Annotated in this window: 16 protein-coding genes; 4 read left to right on the forward strand and 12 right to left on the reverse strand. The window is 71.9% G+C overall.

The features are described 5' to 3' along the window. Positions 1-7: 7 nt before the first annotated feature. The 7 genes from BJ982_RS37435 to BJ982_RS37465 form a co-directional block, all read right to left on the reverse strand. Positions 8-1279 (reverse strand): ABC transporter permease, encoded by a 1272-nt coding sequence (locus BJ982_RS37435; protein WP_239123620.1) that lies wholly within the window; start codon positions 1277-1279, stop codon positions 8-10. Then, on the reverse strand, positions 1276-2403 hold the full coding sequence (locus BJ982_RS37440) for an ABC transporter permease (RefSeq protein WP_184888034.1): 1128 nt from the start codon (positions 2401-2403) through the stop codon (positions 1276-1278). The genes BJ982_RS37435 and BJ982_RS37440 overlap by 4 nt, the downstream gene beginning before the upstream one ends. After that, on the reverse strand, positions 2400-4052 hold the full coding sequence (locus tag BJ982_RS37445; RefSeq protein WP_221482444.1) for an ABC transporter ATP-binding protein: 1653 nt from the start codon (positions 4050-4052) through the stop codon (positions 2400-2402). The genes BJ982_RS37440 and BJ982_RS37445 overlap by 4 nt, the downstream gene beginning before the upstream one ends. A gap of 75 nt (positions 4053-4127) precedes the next feature. After that, positions 4128-5204, reverse strand: coding sequence for a BMP family lipoprotein (locus tag BJ982_RS37450; RefSeq protein ID WP_203959414.1), 1077 nt, complete (start codon positions 5202-5204; stop codon positions 4128-4130). A 215-nt stretch (positions 5205-5419) separates the two neighbouring features. After that, positions 5420-6658 carry an amidohydrolase gene (locus BJ982_RS37455; protein WP_184888036.1) on the reverse strand — a complete coding sequence of 413 codons (1239 nt, stop codon included), beginning with the start codon at positions 6656-6658 and terminating at the stop codon, positions 5420-5422. Then, positions 6645-7826, reverse strand: a complete 1182-nt coding sequence (locus BJ982_RS37460; RefSeq protein ID WP_184888038.1) for a glutamate--cysteine ligase — start codon at positions 7824-7826, stop codon at positions 6645-6647. Before BJ982_RS37460 ends, BJ982_RS37455 begins: the two co-directional genes overlap by 14 nt. A 188-nt stretch (positions 7827-8014) precedes the next feature. Next, the gene (locus BJ982_RS37465; protein ID WP_239123617.1) at positions 8015-8227 is read right to left on the reverse strand and encodes an SCO4848 family membrane protein; all 213 of its coding nucleotides are present in this window, start codon (positions 8225-8227) and stop codon (positions 8015-8017) included. Positions 8228-8338: 111 nt separating this feature from the next. Between BJ982_RS37465 and BJ982_RS37470 the strand changes: the two genes are divergently transcribed. Further along, positions 8339-9481 (forward strand): D-alanyl-D-alanine carboxypeptidase family protein, encoded by a 1143-nt coding sequence (locus tag BJ982_RS37470; RefSeq protein WP_184888042.1) that lies wholly within the window; start codon positions 8339-8341, stop codon positions 9479-9481. 3 nt (positions 9482-9484) lie between these two features. On the opposite strand, the gene BJ982_RS37475 is transcribed toward BJ982_RS37470, so the two are convergent. From BJ982_RS37475 to BJ982_RS37485, 3 genes are all read right to left on the reverse strand, one after another. Beyond that, entirely contained in the window at positions 9485-10423 is a 939-nt protein-coding gene (locus BJ982_RS37475) for a YihY/virulence factor BrkB family protein (protein ID WP_184888045.1), read from the reverse strand. 95 nt (positions 10424-10518) lie between these two features. Further along, positions 10519-11523 (reverse strand): tryptophan--tRNA ligase, encoded by a 1005-nt coding sequence (gene trpS / locus BJ982_RS37480; RefSeq protein ID WP_184888047.1) that lies wholly within the window; start codon positions 11521-11523, stop codon positions 10519-10521. A 43-nt stretch (positions 11524-11566) separates the two neighbouring features. Beyond that, positions 11567-12880 carry a hemolysin family protein gene (locus BJ982_RS37485; protein WP_184888049.1) on the reverse strand — a complete coding sequence of 438 codons (1314 nt, stop codon included), beginning with the start codon at positions 12878-12880 and terminating at the stop codon, positions 11567-11569. A gap of 157 nt (positions 12881-13037) precedes the next feature. Between BJ982_RS37485 and galE the strand changes: the two genes are divergently transcribed. Continuing rightward, positions 13038-13997 (forward strand): UDP-glucose 4-epimerase GalE, encoded by a 960-nt coding sequence (gene galE, locus BJ982_RS37490; RefSeq protein WP_184888050.1) that lies wholly within the window; start codon positions 13038-13040, stop codon positions 13995-13997. Positions 13998-14178: 181 nt separating this feature from the next. After that, positions 14179-14637 (forward strand): hypothetical protein, encoded by a 459-nt coding sequence (locus BJ982_RS37495; protein WP_184888052.1) that lies wholly within the window; start codon positions 14179-14181, stop codon positions 14635-14637. A gap of 9 nt (positions 14638-14646) precedes the next feature. On the opposite strand, the gene BJ982_RS37500 is transcribed toward BJ982_RS37495, so the two are convergent. After that, on the reverse strand, positions 14647-15483 hold the full coding sequence (locus BJ982_RS37500) for a DUF11 domain-containing protein (protein ID WP_184888053.1): 837 nt from the start codon (positions 15481-15483) through the stop codon (positions 14647-14649). Positions 15484-15610: 127 nt separating this feature from the next. Next, on the reverse strand, positions 15611-17137 hold the full coding sequence (locus BJ982_RS37505; protein WP_239123616.1) for an MDR family MFS transporter: 1527 nt from the start codon (positions 17135-17137) through the stop codon (positions 15611-15613). Positions 17138-17204: 67 nt separating this feature from the next. On the opposite strand from BJ982_RS37505, the gene BJ982_RS37510 reads away from it, so the two are divergent. Next, the gene (locus tag BJ982_RS37510; protein WP_184888055.1) at positions 17205-17798 is read left to right on the forward strand and encodes a helix-turn-helix transcriptional regulator; all 594 of its coding nucleotides are present in this window, start codon (positions 17205-17207) and stop codon (positions 17796-17798) included. Positions 17799-17811: the final 13 nt, after the last annotated feature.

The raw sequence follows: 17811 nt of genomic DNA on the forward strand, positions 1-17811 counted from the left end.
CCTACCCTCACGTGGCCTGCCCCTTGCGGTACGGCAGCCCGTCGGCGGCCGGCATGCGCAGCCGCTGGGAGGCCAGCGACAGCACCAGCAGCGTGGTCAGGTGGGGGGTGAACGAGGTGAACTGCTCGGGCACGGTGCTGGTGCGGGCGAAGAGCACGAACACCGCGACCGCGAAGACGCCCGTCACCAGCGCGGCGCGGTTCCTGTGCTGCCCGGCGAGCTGGTAGACGGCGAAGGCGGCAAGCAGCATCGCCACCACCAGCAGCAGGGCGTGCACCGAGGTGCCGCCCTGGCGCAGTTGCAGCGCGTCGGTGTACCCGAACAGCAGGGCGCCGCCGGCCAGGCCGCCCGGCCGCCAGTTGCCGAAGATCATCGCGGCGAGGCCGATGAACCCCCGGCCGCCGGTCTGGCCCTGGCGGTAGATGCCCGCGGCGACGATGGACAGGTAGGCGCCGCCGAGCCCGGCGAGCGCGCCGGAGGCGACGACCGCGACGTACTTGTAGAAGTACACGTTGACGCCGAGCGACTCGGCCGCGACGGGGCGCTCGCCGCAGGACCGCAGGCGCAGGCCGAAGGCCGTGCGCCACAGCAGGTAGAAGCTGAGCGGCACCAGCAGCACCGCCACGATCGTGAAGAGGGAGACGCCCTGGGTCAGACCGCGCACGACGCCGGCGACGTCGGACACCAGGAAGGTGTGCCCGCTCTCCAGCTCCCGCAGCCAGCCCTCGATGCCCCCGATGCCGACGTTCCCGGGCGGCGCGACGCGCGGGGACTGGGTCTCGCCGCCGCCCGGCATGTCGACGAAGACGAGCTTCGACAGGTAGGGGGTGATGCCCTCGCCGAGGATGTTGATCGCGACGCCGGAGATGATGTGGTCGACGCCGAACGTCACGGTCGCCAGGGCGTGCAGCAGGCCGCCGAGGGCCCCGCCGATCGCGCCCGCGAGCACTCCGGCCCAGGGATTGTGGAACGTGAGCGCGCCCCAGGCGCCGAACCAGGTGCCGAGGATCATCATGCCTTCGAGGCCGATGTTCACCACGCCCGCGCGCTCGGACCACAGCCCGCCGAGCGCGGCGAGCCCGATGGGCACGGCCCAGGCGAGGGCCGTCCCGATCGTGCCGCCGGAGGTGATGTCGTTCGCGCCGGTGACCACGCGCGCGATCGACAGCATGAACAGCAGGGCGATGGCGCCGAGCACGAGGAGCCGCCAGTCCACGCGGAACCGCCGGGGAACGGCTGAGGACGCGGCGGGCGTGGGGGGCGCTTGGGTGACGGTCACGCCGCCGCTCCTTCCACGGGCGTGGCGAGCCGGCGGCTCACCCGGCGTTGCTCGGCCGTCGCGCGGTAACGGTGGACGAGCTCGTAGGCGATGACCACCGACAGGACGATCGCGCCCTGCATGATGATCACGATCTCCGGGGGAATGTCGTTGATGCCGAGGATCTCGCCGGCGTTGTTCAGGAAGCTCCACAGCAGCGCGCCGATGGCGATGCCGATCGGGTTGTTGCGGCCGAGCAGGGCGATGGAGATGCCGATGAAGCCGAGCCCCGGCGGGAAGTCCAGGCTGTAGGTGTAGGCCTCGCCGAGGAGCTGCGGCATGCCGACCAGGCCGGCGACCGCGCCGGACAGGACCATGGTCAGCACGACCATCCTTCTGACCCGCACTCCGCTGGCCACCGCCGCCGTCTCCGAGCGTCCCGTGGCGCGCAGGTCGAACCCGAAACGCGTCCGGTTGAGCAGGACGTGGTAGCCGACGCCGAGCAGCGCCGCGACGATCAGGAAGCCGTAGACCTTGCTGGGGGTGCCCGGGATCAGCGACATCCCGGGGACCTGGCCGGACGGCGGGATCGGCTTGGTGCCGATGTTGTTGCTGCTGAGCTGCACCGCGAGCCGGTCGGTGGTGAGCAGCCAGGCGCCGAGGCCGGTCGCGACCGCGTTCAGCATGATCGTGGAGATGACCTCGCTGACGCCGCGGGTCGCCTTCAGCACGGCCGCGATGGACGCCCACAGGCCGCCGACCGCCACCGCGACCAGGACGATGACGGCGACGTGCAGCGGCCCGGGCAGCGAGATCGCGCCGCCGACCGCCGCCGCGAGCAGGGCGGCCAGGCGGTACTGGCCGTCCACGCCGATGTTGAACAGGTTCATGCGGAACCCGATCGCGACGGCGAGCGCGGAGATGTAGTAGGTGGTCGCCGTGTTGAGGATCAGCACCTCCGTGCGCGGCGCGGCGCCGTACTCCACCAGCAGCAGCAGCGTCCGCAGCGGATCGCTGCCGTTCAGCAGCAGGACGATCGACGTCATCGCGCCGGCGAACACGACGGCGAGCAGGGGGGCCGCGACGGCGAGCAGGCCGCCGAGCCTGACCCTGCCGAGCAGGCGGTCGGTGAACGACGAGCTCATGCTTCCTCCCCGGGCTCGCGGCCCGGCCGTCCGGGCGCGGGGACGTCCTGGGCGGGCGCCGCGGACGCGTCGCCGGCCCCGGTGTCAGGCCCCGCGCCGGTCATGGCGGAGCCGAGACGCTCGGGCGTCACCTCCGCCGGGTCGACGTCGGCGACCATGCGGCCGCGCAGGATCACCTTGAGGGAGTCGGACAGGCCGATCAGCTCGTCCAGGTCCGCCGAGATCAGCAGGACGGCGAGGCCCGCGGCGCGGGCGGCGCGCAGGTGGTCCCAGATGGCGGCCTGCGCGCCGACGTCCACGCCGCGCGTCGGGTGGGAGGCGATGAGGACGGCGGGCTCGCCGCTCATCTCCCGTCCGACGATCAGCTTCTGCTGGTTGCCGCCGGACAGGGCCGCCGCCACGACGTCGATGCCGGGGGTGCGGACGTCGTACTCGCGGACGATGCGCTCGGTGTCGGCGCGGGCGCCGGACCTGTCGATCCAGAAGCCCTTGGCGTTGGGCCTGCGGGTCTGGTGGCCGAGGACGCGGTTCTCCCAGAGCGGGGCGTCCAGCAGCAGGCCGTGGCGCTGGCGGTCCTCGGGGATGTAGCCGATGCCGCCCTCGCGCCTGCGCAGCGTGGACCAGGAGGAGACGTCGCGCCCGCCCAGGTCGACGACGCCCTGCGCGGGCCGCATGCCCATGATGGCCTCGACGAGCTCGGCCTGCCCGTTGCCCTCCACGCCGGCGATGCCGAGCACCTCGCCCTTGTGGATCTCGAAGGACACGTCGTCCACGACCGGGCGCCCGTCGGCGGCGCGGACGGTGAGGCCGCGCACGGCGAGCGCGACCTGGTCGGTCACCGTGGACTCGCGGGTCTCCGGGCTCGGCAGCTCGCTGCCCACCATGAGCTCGGCGAGCTTGCGCGCCGTGACCTCCTTGGGGTCCACGCCGGCGACGGTCGTGCCGCGCCTGATCACGGTGATGGCGTCGGCGACCGACAGCACCTCGTCCAGCTTGTGGGAGATGAAGATGATGGTCAGGCCCTCGCGGACCAGCCCGCGCAGGTTGTCGAAGAGCTCCTCGACCTCCTGGGGCACCAGGACGGCGGTCGGCTCGTCCAGGATGAGGATGCGCGCCCCCCGGTAGAGGACCTTCAGGATCTCCACCCGCTGCCGCGCGCCCACGCCCAGGTCCTCGACCGGGGAGTCGGGGCTGACGCCGAGCCCGTAGGCGTCGGAGATCTCCTTGATCCTGCGGCGGGCGGCGGCGAAGTCGAGGCCGATCCCGAACCTGCGCGGCTCGCTGCCGAGGATGATGTTCTCAAGGACGGTCAGGTTGTCGGCGAGCATGAAGTGCTGGTGCACCATGCCGATGCCGGCGGCGATGGCGTCGCCGGGGGTGCGGAAGTTGACGGGCCTGCCGTCCACGCGGATCACGCCCTCGTCCGGCCGTTGCATGCCGTAGAGGATCTTCATGAGCGTGGACTTGCCCGCGCCGTTCTCGCCGACGATGGCGTGCACGTGGCCGCGGCGCACGCTCAGGCTGATGTCGTGGTTGGCGACCACGCCGGGGAAGCGTTTGGTGATGCCCTCAAGCTCGACGGCGGGGCTGGTGGCGGACTCGGTGGCGGGCACCGAAGGTGTCGAGGTGCTGATTACGGCCTCCTCCAAGCGGACGGCCTCGGCGCGGGCGTACCGGACAGCGGCCGAGGGGGCCCGCGACGGCGGGCCCCCTCGGCGCGGCGGTCACTCGCTGGGGACCTTGATCTCGCCGTTGATGATCTTGTCCTTGTACTTGTCGAGGTCGAGCTTGATGTCGTCGACCTTGCCGCCGGTGACGGAGAAGTCCACTCCCCCGGCCTTGAGGTCGTACACCGTCTGGCCGGCCTTGACCGTGCCGTCGGCGAAGCTCTTGAGGAAGTCGAACACCGCGACGTCGACCTTCTTGAGCATGGAGGTGAGGATGACGTCCTGCACGCCCGGGTCCGCCGTCTTGGCCTGGTCGGAGTCGACGCCGATCGCGAACGCCTTGGCGGCCTTGGCCGCCTCGAAGACGCCGCCCCCGGAACCGCCCGCCGCCTGGTAGACGATGTCGGCGCCGGCGTCGAACATACCCTGCGCGGCGGCCTTGCCCTTGGCGGGGTCGTTGAAGCCGCCGAAGTCCGGCGGCTGGGTGAGGTATTTGACGTCGATCTTGATGTCCGGCTTGACGGACTGCGCGCCCTTGGTGAAGCCGATCTCGAACTTCTTGATCAGCGGCACCTGGACACCGCCGACGAAGCCGATGTGCTCCTTCTTGGTCTTCATCGCCGCCGCCGCGCCCACGAGGAAGGACCCCTCGTTCTCGGCGAACACCAGGTTGGAGATGTTCGGGCCCGCCGCGGCGTCGTCGACGATCGCGAACTTGGTGTCAGGGAACTCGGCGGCGACCTTCTTGATGGCCTCGGAGTAGGCGAAGCCGACCGCGATGACCGGGTTGTACCCGCTCTGGGCGAGCAGGCGCAGGCGCTGCTCCTTCTGCGCGCCGGTCTCGCCCCCCTTGGCCTCCAGCTCCTTGGTCTCGGCGAGCTTGAGCTCGGTCTTGGCCTTCTCCAGGCCGGCCGCGGCGGCGTCGTTGAAGGACTGGTCGCCCCGGCCGCCGATGTCGTACGCGAGACCCACCTTGGCACCGGTGGCCGCGGGCGCGGAGGACCCGCCCGACGCGGCGGGCGCGGCCGTGTCGGTTCCCGTGCCGGTGTCGCTGCCACCGCACGCGGCCGCGGCCATGAGCATGGCCCCGGCCGCCACCGTGGCGGCCAACTTGCTTGCGTGATCGCGGAGCAAGATGACTCCTTCCGTGTCTTCGCCGTCCGTGTGCACGCGCGAAGGAACGCACGGCAACCCTGCACGGAAGATAGTTGTTAGCCCGGTGTTGGCCAAACCGCAGCGTGGGTCCGAAATAGGTCCGTTATGCAGCTCACTCCACCCTGTGACCTGCGAAACCTTGCGTTCTCACGCCGGGGACGCCAGGCCAGGGGCCCCCGGCGGAGCGGCCGGGCTCAGGCGGTGACGGGCTGCACGGCCTCGTCGGCCGGGGCGCGGCAGCCGTCCCACAGGGCCGTGAGCGCGGTGGCGGACAGCACGCCGACCCCGGCCGCGATGCACGTCTCGTCCACGTCGAAGGTGCCCTGGTGAATGTCGACCATGCTGGTGTCGCCGGGGGTGCGCACGCCGAGCCGGGCGTAGGCGCCGGGGACCGACTCCAGGTACCAGCCGAAGTCCTCGCCGCCGAGGGACTGCGGGGTGGGGACGGCCGCGTCCGGGCCGAGCACCCGTCCGGCGGCGTCGCGCAGCATCTGGACGCTGGCCGCCTCGTTGATGGTCGGGGGGACGCCGCGCACGTAGTTCATCTCGGCCTCGACGCCGTAGGCGATGGCCACCGAGTCGAGCAGCGACTTGAACAGGTCGGGGGCCTCGTGCCACGCCTGCTCGTCCAGGCAGCGGATCGTGCCCTCGGCCACGCCGTCGTCGGGGATGGCGTTGGCCACCGAGCCGGCCTGGACGCGTCCCCACACCAGCGACAGCGACGAGCGCGGGTCCACGCGCCTGCTGAGCGCGGCGGGAAGCTCGGTCACGATCTTGGCGAGGGCGAAGACGAGGTCGGCGGTGAGGTGGGGGCGCGCGGTGTGGCCGCCGGGGCCCGCGACGCGGACGGCGACCTTGTCGCAGGCGCCGGTGATCGGGCCGACGCGCAGGCCGAGCTGCCCGACCTCCAGCCGGGGGTCGCAGTGCAGGCCGAAGATGCGGTCGACACCGTTGATGCCCCCGGCCTCCAGCACGCGCAGCGCGCCGCCGGGCATGACCTCCTCGGCGGGCTGGAAGATCAGGCGGACCCGGCCGGGCAGCAGGCCGGCCCGCGCCTGCCTGGCCAGGAACAGCCCGGCGCCGAGCACGATGGCGGTGTGGACGTCGTGACCGCAGGCGTGGCAGACCCCGTTGACGGTCGAACGGTAGGGGACGTCCTTCTCGTCCGGCAGAGGAAGCGCGTCGATGTCGGCGCGCAGGGCGACGGTGGGGCCGTCACCGCTGCCGATGTCGCAGATCAGGCCCGTGCCGCGGGGCAGGGGGACCGGGTCGAGCCCGGCCTCGGTGAGCCGGGCGGCGATGCGCCCGGTGGTGCGGTGCTCGACGAACCCGAGTTCGGGGTGCGCGTGAAGGTCGCGCCGGAAATCGATGAGAGGGCGCTCGTGCACCCTCAGGAAAGCGTCGAGTTCCCCCCGTAGATCATGTGCCGGCATGGCCGATCGCCCCGTTCGACGTCCTCAGATTGGCGGTGACGAAGCGGTCGTCCCTGAGCTCGGCGATCGTGGCGTCCACGATGTCGTCGAGGGAGCCGCCTCCGTTGAATATCGCGCGCTGGCGCTCGCAGGAGTTCCCCGTTTCCAGCACCTCCGACACGACGGCGAGTTCGTCGGCGCAGCCCAGCCGCTCGGACATGGGAGCCAGCTCGCGGGTGAGCTCGTACAGCATGTCGCGCACGGGCGCGGTGGTCCCGTTGTCGTCGGTGATCACCGTGGCGTCCAGGCCGTAGCGCGTGGCACGCCACTTGTTGTCGCGCACGACCCAGGGAGCGGGGTGGGGCAGGCGATACCCTCGGTCGAGCTGCTGATCGAACTGCTGGATCAGACACTGCGACAACGCCGTCACCATCCCGACCTCTCTGAGGGTCGGTATGCCGTCGAACATTCGTATCTCAATCGTGCCGAAGTCGGGATGTGGCCGGATATCCCACCACACCTCTTTGATGCTTTTTATGGTCCCCGCTCGTTTGAGCGTGTCCATGTACTCCTCGAACTCGGCCCAGTCCGCAAGCATCTGCGGCGGCCCTGCGGTGGGCAGCGCGCCGAATACTATGGCCCGGCTGGAGGCGAGCCCTGTGTCCTGGCCGCCCCAGTACGGGCTGGAGGCCGTCAGCGCGAGGAAATGCGGCAGGTAGGCCGCGAGCGCGTTGACGATGGGGATGACTTTATCCCTTTCCCGCACCCCGACGTGCACATGTACGCCAAATGTTTGGATCCTCCACGCCAGCCACTGCATCTCTTCGACGAGTTCGGTATAGCGCTGAACGGGCGCGTACACCGCGTCGCGCCAGTCACTGATGGCGTGGGTGCCGGTGCAGGCGAGCGCCATGCCGCGCGGCTCGACGACCTCGCGGAGCCGGTCGATCGTGCGCCGCAGGTCCTCGACGGCCTCCGAGGCGGTGTGGCACACGTCCGTGATCACTTCGAGCTGCGACTGCATCAGCTCGTGCATGACCTTGGGACGCGCGGTCTCGCTCAGCTCGGGGACGGCTTCGAGGACCCGGAGCGCGTCCTGGCGCAGGTGCCGGGTCCGCGTGTCGACAAGCTGGAGCTCCCATTCGACGCCCAGTGTCGGGCCGCGCGAGGGGTTGAACTCGATCGTCACCGCACGCCTCCAAGGCCATGGTCCCAGGCCGAGTTTCCGTCAGACGACGTAATCGGCCAACCCGTAGGGTCACCCCAGCACTCCGTCACTTACGCCCCTCCACCTGACCACCAAAGCGGAGATCGTTCGCAAGAACGCATGGTCAACCGCAAAACGGTCGTTCAACGTCTCTGCCCGCACAGGGCGGCTTATATGCCGCGTTCACGTCCGGCGGCGCGCCAGGCTCGCCAGCCGAGGACCGCGACCACGAGGGCCAGGATCAGGTTGACGCCGATGAGGATGCCGTGCACCACGTAGAAGCCCGTGGGGTGGCCGTCCGCGAGGTTGAAGCCGAGGTTGATCCACTCGACGACCATGAAAGCGGCCAGGACCAGGAGAAACGCGGCGACGCGTCGGGTCATCTTCACCTCCTTCATCCTACCGCCGACGGTTCCTGACCAGCACCTTCGCGATCTTTGTCGTGTCTTGCCCCGCGAGAAAACCGACAAAGCTACGCTGAATTCCCTATGGGGATGAAGCACGTAGCAGCAGCCACTGCGCTCATCGGGGGACTGGCGTTCGTCGCCCCCGGTACGGCCGGCGCGGCGTCGGAAGCGTCCGGGACGCGGACGTCCGACGACGGCGCGCCCATCGGCGGCGCGCTGCTGGGCCGGCGTGATGTGATCGTCGGCGCGGGGGCCAAGCCGCCGCCGAAGAGCGAGGCCGCCTCCTTCGTGGTCGCCGACGCCGACACCGGCCAGGTGCTCGCGGCCAAGGACCCGCACGGCCGCCACGCGCCCGCCAGCACCCTGAAGATCCTCACGGCCGTCACCCTCATCCCCCGGCTCAACAAGAACAAGCTCGTCAAGCCCAGTGCCGACGCGTGCAACGTCGAGGGCAGCGCCGTCGGGCTGACCCAGCACAAGATCTACAAGGTCCACGACCTGCTGCGCGCGCTCATGATGGTCTCCGGCAACGACGCGGCCGTGGCGCTGGCCGAGGCGAACGGCGGCCTCCCGCGCACGCTGGCCGACATGAACGCCGAGGCCAAGCGGCTGCAGGCGCTCGACACCGTGGCCAAGACCCCGAACGGGCTCGACGCGCCCGGCCAGAGCAGCTCCGCCTACGACCTGGCGCTGATCGCCCGCGCGGGCCTCGCCGGCGCCGACTTCCGCGAGTACGTGGGCACCAGGATCGCCAAGTTCCCCGCCCCGGCGGGCAAGCACTACGAGATCGCCAACCACAACAGGCTGCTGGGCCGCTACCCGGGCATGATCGGCGTCAAGAACGGCTACACCACCAAGGCGCTCGGCAGCTTCGTCGGGGCGGCCCGGCGCGACGGCCACACGATCATCGTCGCGGTCATGCGCCACGAGGGCTCGTTCTGGGGCGAGGTGCAGGAACTGCTCGACTGGGGCTTCGCGTCGCGCGGGCGCGTCCAGCCCGTCGGCACGCTCGTCCCGCCGGTCCCGGAGCCGAAACCCACCAGGCCCGTCGGCGGCCCCGTCAAGGTCGGCCCCGCGCCGGCCAAGCCGGTCGAGGCCGCGCACGACTCGCCGCTGGTGGGCATCGGGGCCGGAGTGGTCGCGGTCGCGCTGCTCGGCGGCGCGGCCTGGGTGGTGTACGGCGTGCGCCGCCGAGCGCGGGCGGGCGCCCTCCCCGGGGACGCGCCCTGACCCTCACTCGTATCCGCTCATCGGCGCGGGGGTGGGCTCGGGCGGCGGCGCGCCGTCGGAGGTGGACGTCCACGCCGCGACGTACAGTGACAGGCGGGCGGCCAGGTTGATCCAGATCAGCAGGCCGACGATCACGGCGAAGGCGCCGTAGATCGGGTTGGCCAGCGTGCGGGCCAGCAGAAGCGTGGCGACCTGCTTCAGCACCTCGAACCCGATGGCGCCGATCAGCGCGCCCTTGAGGACGAACGCCAGCTTCCGTATCCGGGCCAGCCAGCGCAGGATCACAAGGAACACCAGCACGTCCCCGCCGACGCCGATGAGCACGCCCGCCGTCCGGACCAGCACCGCCGCCACGATCGACTCCTGCGCGCCGAACCACCCGAGAATCGTCCCGGTCGCCTGGACGGCGAACCCGCTCACCGCCACCGACAGCACCAGCGTGAGGCCGATCAGCACCAGCGCCACCAGGTCGCGGAGCCGGGCCACGAACCAGTTCATCGGCGGCTCGCAGCTCATGCACACCTCGTGCAGCGCCTCGCGCAGCGCGTCCACCGCGCCGACGCCCGCGTACGCCAGGCCCAGCAGTCCGATCAGCCCGGCGCCCGCGCGGGCCTCGGCCAGCCGCCTGACCTGCAGGTGTTCGGCCAGTCCCGGGAGCTGCTGGTTGATCGCGGACTCCAGGGTCTTCAGCGCGTCGGGGTTGACCGCCAGGAAGTACCCGAAGACCGCGAAGGCCAGCGCCATGAGCGGGAAGAACGACAGGAACGCGAAGTAGGTCACCCCGCCCGCGAGCCGGTCGCCCTTGACGCTCTGGTAGCGGTGGACGGTGCGGATCAGGTGGTCCAGCCACGGCCAGCGGACCCGGGAACGCTCGGTGACGCCCCTGCCCCACGCCTTGACGGCGTCCACGCGCCGCAGCAGCGCGGCCCACACGCGTCCCATCCTGGCCACCTACCCACCAGGCGTACGGTATGCGGACAGCGGTGGTCATCGGACGGGGAAGAATCCCGTCCTGAGCGGCGTGCGGCGGCCGGGGCTCAGCGCCGGGGCAGGAACCCGACCCGGTCGCGGACGACCTCCATGGTCTCGCGGGCGACCTCGGAGGCGCGGCGGGCGCCGACGTCCAGCATGCGGTCCAGCTCGGCCTCGTCGGCGAGCAGCTTCCCGGTGCGCTCGCGGATCGGCGCGAAGGCGTCCATGACGACCTGGGCGACCTCCTTCTTGAAGGTGCCATAGCCCTCGCCCGCGTACCGGGCCTCCAGGTCGGGGACGGGGGTGCCGGTCAGGGCGGACTGGATGCGCAGCAGGTTGGTGACGCCCGGCTTGTTCACCGGGTCGGCGACGACCTCCGAGCCGGTGTCGGTGACCGCGCGCATGATCTTCTTGCGCAGCGGCCCCGGCTCGTCCAGCACGTCCAGGATGCCCTGCGGGCTGGAGGACGACTTGGACATCTTCGCCGAAGGGTCCTGAAGGTCGGCGATGCGCTCGACCTCCTGGAGGATGTAGGGCTCGGGCACGGTGAAGGTGGGCCCGAACCGGGTGTTGAAGCGGCGGGCCAGCTCGCGGGTCAGCTCGATGTGCTGCTTCTGGTCGGCGCCCACGGGGACGTGGTCGGCCTGGTAGAGCAGAATGTCGGCCGCCTGCAGGATGGGGTAGGTGAACAGGCCCACCCCGGCGGAGTTCTCACCCGAGCGGGCCGCCTTGTCCTTGAACTGGGTCATGCGCGCGGCCTCGCCCATGCCGGTGTTGCAGCTCAGCACCCAGGTCAGCTCGCTGTGCTCGCGCACCTGGCTCTGCACGAACAACGTGCTGCGCTCGGGGTCGATGCCGGCGGCGAAGAGCTGGGCGGCCGAGACGCGGGTGCGCCGCCGCAGCTCGGCGGGCGTGGGGCCGACGGTGATGGCGTGCAGGTCGGCGATGAACCAGAACGCCTCGTGCGTCTCCTGCATGCCGACCCACTGGCGCACGGCGCCGAGCAGGTTGCCGAGGTGGAAGGAGTCGGCGGTGGGCTGGATTCCGGAGAGGACGCGAGGTCTGGCCATAGAACACAATTGTGGCAGCCGCCGGCGGTGGTCCGCGAATCCGTCACCGCTCCTGGGGAGGCGCGGGCTCGGGCGGCGGGGAACGCCTGATCACCCGCACCCGGGCGACCCTGCGCCCGTCCATCTCGGCGACCACGAGCGCGTACCCCGGCCCCTCGACCCGCTCCCCCGCCTCGGGCAGGCGGCCGAGCGCCGCCATGACGTAGCCGCCGAGCGTCTCGTACGGCCCCTCCTGGAGCCGGATGCCGGTCTCGGCCGCGAAGTCGTCCAGGTTGGTCAGGCCCTCGATCTCCATCTCGCCGGCCACGAGCCGCACGGTGTGGCCGTCGTCGTCGTACTCGTCGCGGATGTCGCCGATGAGCTGCTCGACCAGGTCCTCCATGGTGACGATGCCGGCCGTGCCGCCGTACTCGTCCATGACGATGGCCAGGTGCTGCCCGTCGTCGCGCATCTCGGTCAGGGTGGCGATGACCCGCTTGCTGGCGGGTAGGAGCTTGACGGGCCTGATGGGCACCAGCTCGCTGATCGGCTCGATGCGGCCGGTCAGCACCGGGTCCAGCAGGTCGCGCACGTGGATGAAGCCCACGATGTCGTCGTAGGAGTCGCGGTAGACGGGAAAGCGGGAGTGCGGCATGGCGGCGGCCAGGATCGCCGCCTCGGCCAGCGGCGTGTCCGCGGCCATGAACTCCACCTCGGTGCGGGGCAGCATGACCTCGCGCAGGTGGCGCTTGCCCGCGGTGAACACCTCGGCGATCAGGTCGCGCTCGTCCTGGGTGAGCTCGTGGTGGGCGACGACCATGTCGCGCAGTTCCTCGGTGGTCATCGCGGCGCGGTCGGCCTTGGGGTTGCCGCCGAGCAGCCGCACGATGCCGTCCGTGGACTTCGACAGCACCCAGATGACCGGCCGCGACAGCGAGGCGAGCCGGTCCAGCAGGGGCGCGACCAGCAGCGACAGGCCCTCGGCGCGCTGGCGGGCCAGGCGCTTCGGGGCCAGCTCGCCGAGCACGAGCGTGACGTAGGAGATGGCGAGGGTGACCAGGACCAGCGACACCGGGCGGGCGACGCCCGAGGGCAGCCATGATCGGGCGATGACCGGTTCGAGCTGCCCGGCGAGGGTGTCGGCGCCGACGGCGGCGGACAGCGCGGTGGCGACGGTCACGCCGATCTGGACGGCCGACAGGAAGCGGTTCGGGTCGCGGGCCAGCTTGGCGACGCGCGCGCCGCGCCGCCCTCCGCCGGCGAGCCTGCGAACCTGGCTCTCCCGCAGCGAGACCATGGCCATCTCGGCCGCGGCGAAAAACCCGCCGATCAGCACGAATAGCAGAACGAGGAGGATATTAGCCGCGACGTTGTGCACGTCGATCGATGTCCGTTTCGCACGAGGCCCAAGACGATGATCTGGTCAGCGTACCCGCTGGACGCCGCGCGGCCGGTGTCCAGAGCCGCGTAAGCTGGGCAAAGAGCATACAATTTTCAACATCACCGAACATTTTTCAACGAAAGGGACCAGACGCGTGAAGCTGCTCGTCACCGGGGGCGCGGGCTACATCGGAAGCGCCGTGGCCGCCCAGCTCGTCGAGGCGGGGCACGAGGTCACCGTCCTGGACGACCTCTCCACCGGCCACGCCGACGCCGTCCCACCCGGAGCCGCCTTCGTCGAGGCCCCGCTCACCGAGGCCGGCAAGGTCCTGTCCCCTTCGTTCGACGGCGTGCTGCACTTCGCCGCGCGGTCGCTGGTCGGCGAGTCGGTGGAGAAGCCGGGCCTGTACTGGTCGGCCAACCTCGGCGGCGCGCTCGCCCTGCTCGACGCCATGCGCGAGTCGGGCGTGCCGCGCATCGTCTTCTCCTCCACCGCCGCCACCTACGGCGAGCCGGAGACCACGCCGATCCCCGAGACCGCCCCCACCCGGCCGACCAACCCCTACGGCGCCTCCAAGCTGGCCGTGGACACGGCGCTGACGGCGTACGCGGACCTGCACGACCTCGGGGCCGTCAGCCTGCGGTACTTCAACGTGGCGGGCGCCCACACCGCCGCCGACGGGCGCGTGTACGCCGAGCGGCACGCCGTGGAGACCCACCTCATCCCGAACGTCCTGGCCGTCGCGCTCGGCCGGCGCGAGTCGGTGAACGTCTTCGGCGCCGACTACCCGACCCCGGACGGCACCTGCGTCCGCGACTACATCCACATCACCGACCTGGCCCGCGCGCACCTGCTGGCCCTGGACGCCTGCCGTCCCGGCACGCACGCCGTCTACAACCTGGGCAGCGGCACCGGGTTCTCGGTGCGCGAGGTCCTCGACGTCTGCCGCGAGGTGACCGGGCATCCGATCCCGGCGGTGCTCGCCGAGCGCCGGGCGGGCGACCCCGCGGTGCTGGTGGCCTCCTCCGAGCTGATCCGCCGCGAGCTGGGCTGGACGGCCGAGCACGCCGACCTGCGCGAGATCGTCGCCGACGCCTGGTCCGCCCTGCGCTGACGAGCCCGCCGAGGCGTGCGGCGAAGACATGGTCCCGACGGGCCCGGCGGCCGGGGGCGTACGACGAGTGCCACGATCGCCGTACGTGACCGGCCGCCCGGCCGGGCTCGGGTTGCGAATGCGAATCACTCTCCGCGAACCTGACATTCCGGTGCGCGATCTGTGATGGGGTTCCCCCGTGATGCCCGCAGGACGTCGTCTCCCACCGCTCGCGATCAAGGCCGGCGCCGCGGCCCTGATCCTGGTGTGCGCGGGACTGGCCGCCGCGGGCGCGGTGTTCGCCACCACACGGCCGGCCGGGCCGGCGGCCCGCCCCACCTGCTCGGGCGCGCCCGCCCGCTACGGGGACTACAAGAGGGACGGCAAGCCCGGCAAGCCCGACGAGTCCGGGCGTTCCAACGGTCACCGCCGCTACGGCGACCGCGGCCAGGTCCCCCCGGCCTACCCACCCCCTGGGTACCCGCCACCCGGATACCGGCCGCCGCCGGGCTATCCCCCGCCTCCGCCGCCGGGGTACCCGCCGCCATGGCCACCGCCCGGCTACCCGCCGCCCCCGGGGTACGGCCCGTCCCCGGCGCCGTCCACGGCCCGCCCGCCGTCCACGTCGGCCGGCTACCCGACGCCCGCTCCCCCGACCTAGCCGCGCGGCTCAGCCGCGGCCGAGCGAGACCCGCATGCGGGCCTGGTTGTTGCCGGGCCGCCGGTCGCCGAGCCTGGCCGAGTAGACCGTCGCCGCGACCTCGCCCGCGCCGTCGCGGGGCACCTGGAAGACCAGGCTGAGCGTGCCGCGCGCCCCGGAGCCGATCGGGCGCAGAACGCAGCCGACCTTCCCGTGCCGGGCCGAGCACCGGCCGCCCTTGGCCGACAGGAACCGCGCGCCGCGCTCGGTGAAGTACACCCGCGCGTCCGGCACGCGCCGCGGGCCCTTGTTGCGCACGGCGGCCCGCACCGTGAAACGCCCGCCCGGCGGGGCCGTGCGGTGGGCCGGGGACAGCCGGACGGCGAGGTCCGCGCCCTCGTCCACCTGCGTGGTGGCCTCCGCGCGGTTGTCGGCCTCGTTCTCGTCCACGACCTCCGACGACAGCACGGCCGAGGCGCGCAGCGGGCCCTTCGCCCCGGTGCGGACGACCCCGAGGATCGTGACCGCGCCCGACCCGCCGGCCCGGATGTCCACCGGCGAGGGACACACCACCTCGTTGCGCGCCCTCCCGGGACGGCAGCTCGCCACGTTCACGCCGGTGATCTGCACCTCGTCGGGCATCCTGACCCTCAGCACGGGCAGCACCGCGTCCCCGGGCCCGGCGTTGCGCACCTTGACCACGTACGACAGCCACTGACCCGGCTGGGCGACCTTCGGCGCGGCGGTGAGCCGTACGGACAGGTCGGCCCCTCCCCAGACGCCGGACGCCCGGGCGGCGTTCGCCACCACCGGGGCGCCGGTGACGAGGAACAGGACGAGACCGGCGGCGATTCCCGTCGAGAACAAGACCATTGCTGTGCGCCCCCCAAGCGTTCGCGATCAATTCAAGCCCTGGGACGCACGGCCCGCCCGCCCGACACGCGGCCTCCGGTGCAGGTCAACCCCACGGGCGGGCAAAACCTGCGTGCGCGGGTCACTCGGCGGGGACCGCCGCGGGCAGGTCCCGCCGGACCCGCGGGAGCGTGCGGTCGGGCAGGAACACCAGGGCCAGCATCGCGACGACGGCGCCCACGGCCGCGAGCCAGGGGATGACCGTCGCGGCGGCCGCGTGCGCGTCCACCATGCTCCCCCTGCTCGCGTGCCCGGCCGCCCGGTCGCGGACGACCGTGGTGTAGACGGTCCCGGCGACGGCCAGGGCCACCGAGCCGCCGATCTGCCGGAAGAAGGTGAGGTTCGCGCTGGCCGTCCCGATGTGCTGGGGCGGCACGGACGTCTGGACGGCGACGGTGAGCCCCGACAGCATGGGGCCGACGCCGAGCCCGATCAGCGCCATCCAGGCCACCAGCGCCCAGAAGGGCGTCTGGACCGTCAGCCCGGCGCACAGCAGCGCCCCGGCCACGCCGAACAGCGGCGCGCCGAGCAGCCACGGCTTGTAGCGCAGGGTCCTGGTGATGAGCACGCCGGTCAGGACGCTGCCGGCGAGCATGGCGAGCATGAGCGGGTAGATGTGCAGGCCGGAGGAGGTCGCGCTCTGGCCCTGCGCCTGCTGGAAGTAACGGGGCAGGAACACCACCCCGGCGTACAGGCAGGACGCGCTGCAGAACGAGGCGATGTTGACGACCGTGTAGGTACGGTCGCGGAACAGCTCCAGCGGGATGATCGGCTGGGTGGCCCGCCGCTCGACCAGGACGAACGCCACGAGCAGCGCCGCCGAGGCGATCAGCGGGAATGCCACCGCGGGGCTGGTCCAGGTGTGGCCGTCCAGGCCGTGCTCGGTCAGGCCGATGAGCAGGGAGCTGATCGCGGCGGTGAACACGGCGATGCCCAGGTAGTCCGGGCGCGAGCCTCCGATGCCGGGCACGCGGGGCAGGCGCCGCACGATGACCGCCAGCAGGACCGCCCCGATCGGGAGGTTGACGGCGAACGCCCACCGCCAGCTCGTGTGGTCGGTGAAGATGCCGCCGAGCAGCGGCCCGGCGACGTAGCTGGCCGCCATGATGCCGCCGAGCGCGCCCTGCACCTTGCCGCTCTTCTCGGGCGGGAACAGGTCGGCGACCAGCGCGAGCGACAGCGGCAGCAGCGCGCCGGCGCCGAGCCCTTGCACGCCGCGGAAGGCGATGAGCTGGGTCATGTCCTGGGCGGCGCCGCTCAGCGCCGATCCGGCCAGGAACACCGTGACGCCGATGAGCAGCAGCGGCTTGCGGCCGTAGACGTCGGAGAGCCTGCCGTACAGGGGGACGGTGACCGTCGAGGTGAGCAGGTAGGAGGTGACCACCCAGGTGTAGAGGCCGTTCTCGCCGCCCAGCTCGGCGGTGATGCGCGGGAGCGCGGTGCCGACGATCGTCTGGTCGAGCATCGCCAGGAACATCCCGCCGAGCACGGCGGCGAGCAGCGGGCCGGTGCCCTTCCCGCCCGGCGGCGCCCACGCGGGCCTGGACCGCACGCCGGGCGGCACGGCTGCCGTGGACCCGTTCATCGTCATGTCGCGCTCCCTGGTCATGTCGGCGATAACATGTAGAAGATGACATGTCGGTAGTGACATGTCAATGCGGAGATAGGATGCCGTCATGTCCCTGCGGATCGCGCTTCTCGGCCTGCTGAGCACCTCCGGCCCCGGCAGCGGCTACGACCTGACCAAGGCGTTCGAGAGGTCGATCAACTACGTCTGGCACGCCGGGCACAGCCAGATCTATCCGGAGCTGGCCAAGATGGCCGCCGACGGCCTCATCACGGTCGAGGCGCAGGGCACGCGCGGGCGCAAGACCTACGCGATCACGGAGCGGGGCGCGGAGGAACTGCACCGCTGGCTCACCGAACACCGGCCCGCGCCGCCCGTGCGCAGCGAGGGCGCGCTGCTGGCGTTCCTGCTCCCGCTCCTGGACCCGGCCGAGGCGATCGGCGTACTGCGCCCCCTGGAGGCGGAGATGACCGCGCGGCTCCGCGAGCTGGAGGAGCTCCGCGCCCTCAAGCGGTCGTCCCAGGTCCCCCCGCGAGGCGGCCTCTACGCCCTGGACTTCGGCATCAGGAGCGCCCGCACGGCCCTGGAGTGGATCCGCGCCACCGCCGACGACATCGCCGCCCAGGCCACCCCCGGCGCGGAGCGTCCCACCGGCACGCATCCGGCCGAGCACACCGGCCCGGCCGGGGACGCGGACGCCTGAGCCCGCGCGGGCC

The sequence above is a fragment of the Sphaerisporangium siamense genome (assembly GCF_014205275.1).
In the GTDB taxonomy this organism is placed as follows: Bacteria; Actinomycetota; Actinomycetes; order Streptosporangiales; family Streptosporangiaceae; genus Sphaerisporangium; species Sphaerisporangium siamense.

Bases quoted from the DNA above. Each gene is read 5' to 3' on its own strand.
- BJ982_RS37440 (WP_184888034.1), bottom strand. From the start codon at position 2,403: ATGAGCTCGTCGTTCACCGACCGCCTGCTCGGCAGGGTCAGGCTCGGC.
- BJ982_RS37475 (WP_184888045.1), bottom strand. From the start codon at position 10,423: ATGGGACGCGTGTGGGCCGCGCTGCTGCGGCGCGTGGACGCCGTCAAG.
- trpS (WP_184888047.1), bottom strand. From the start codon at position 11,523: ATGGCCAGACCTCGCGTCCTCTCCGGAATCCAGCCCACCGCCGACTCC.
- BJ982_RS37455 (WP_184888036.1), bottom strand. From the start codon at position 6,658: ATGCCGGCACATGATCTACGGGGGGAACTCGACGCTTTCCTGAGGGTG.
- BJ982_RS37465 (WP_239123617.1), bottom strand. From the start codon at position 8,227: ATGACCCGACGCGTCGCCGCGTTTCTCCTGGTCCTGGCCGCTTTCATG.
- BJ982_RS37495 (WP_184888052.1), top strand. From the start codon at position 14,179: ATGCCCGCAGGACGTCGTCTCCCACCGCTCGCGATCAAGGCCGGCGCC.
- BJ982_RS37470 (WP_184888042.1), top strand. From the start codon at position 8,339: ATGAAGCACGTAGCAGCAGCCACTGCGCTCATCGGGGGACTGGCGTTC.
- BJ982_RS37505 (WP_239123616.1), bottom strand. From the start codon at position 17,137: ATGACCAGGGAGCGCGACATGACGATGAACGGGTCCACGGCAGCCGTG.
- BJ982_RS37510 (WP_184888055.1), top strand. From the start codon at position 17,205: ATGTCCCTGCGGATCGCGCTTCTCGGCCTGCTGAGCACCTCCGGCCCC.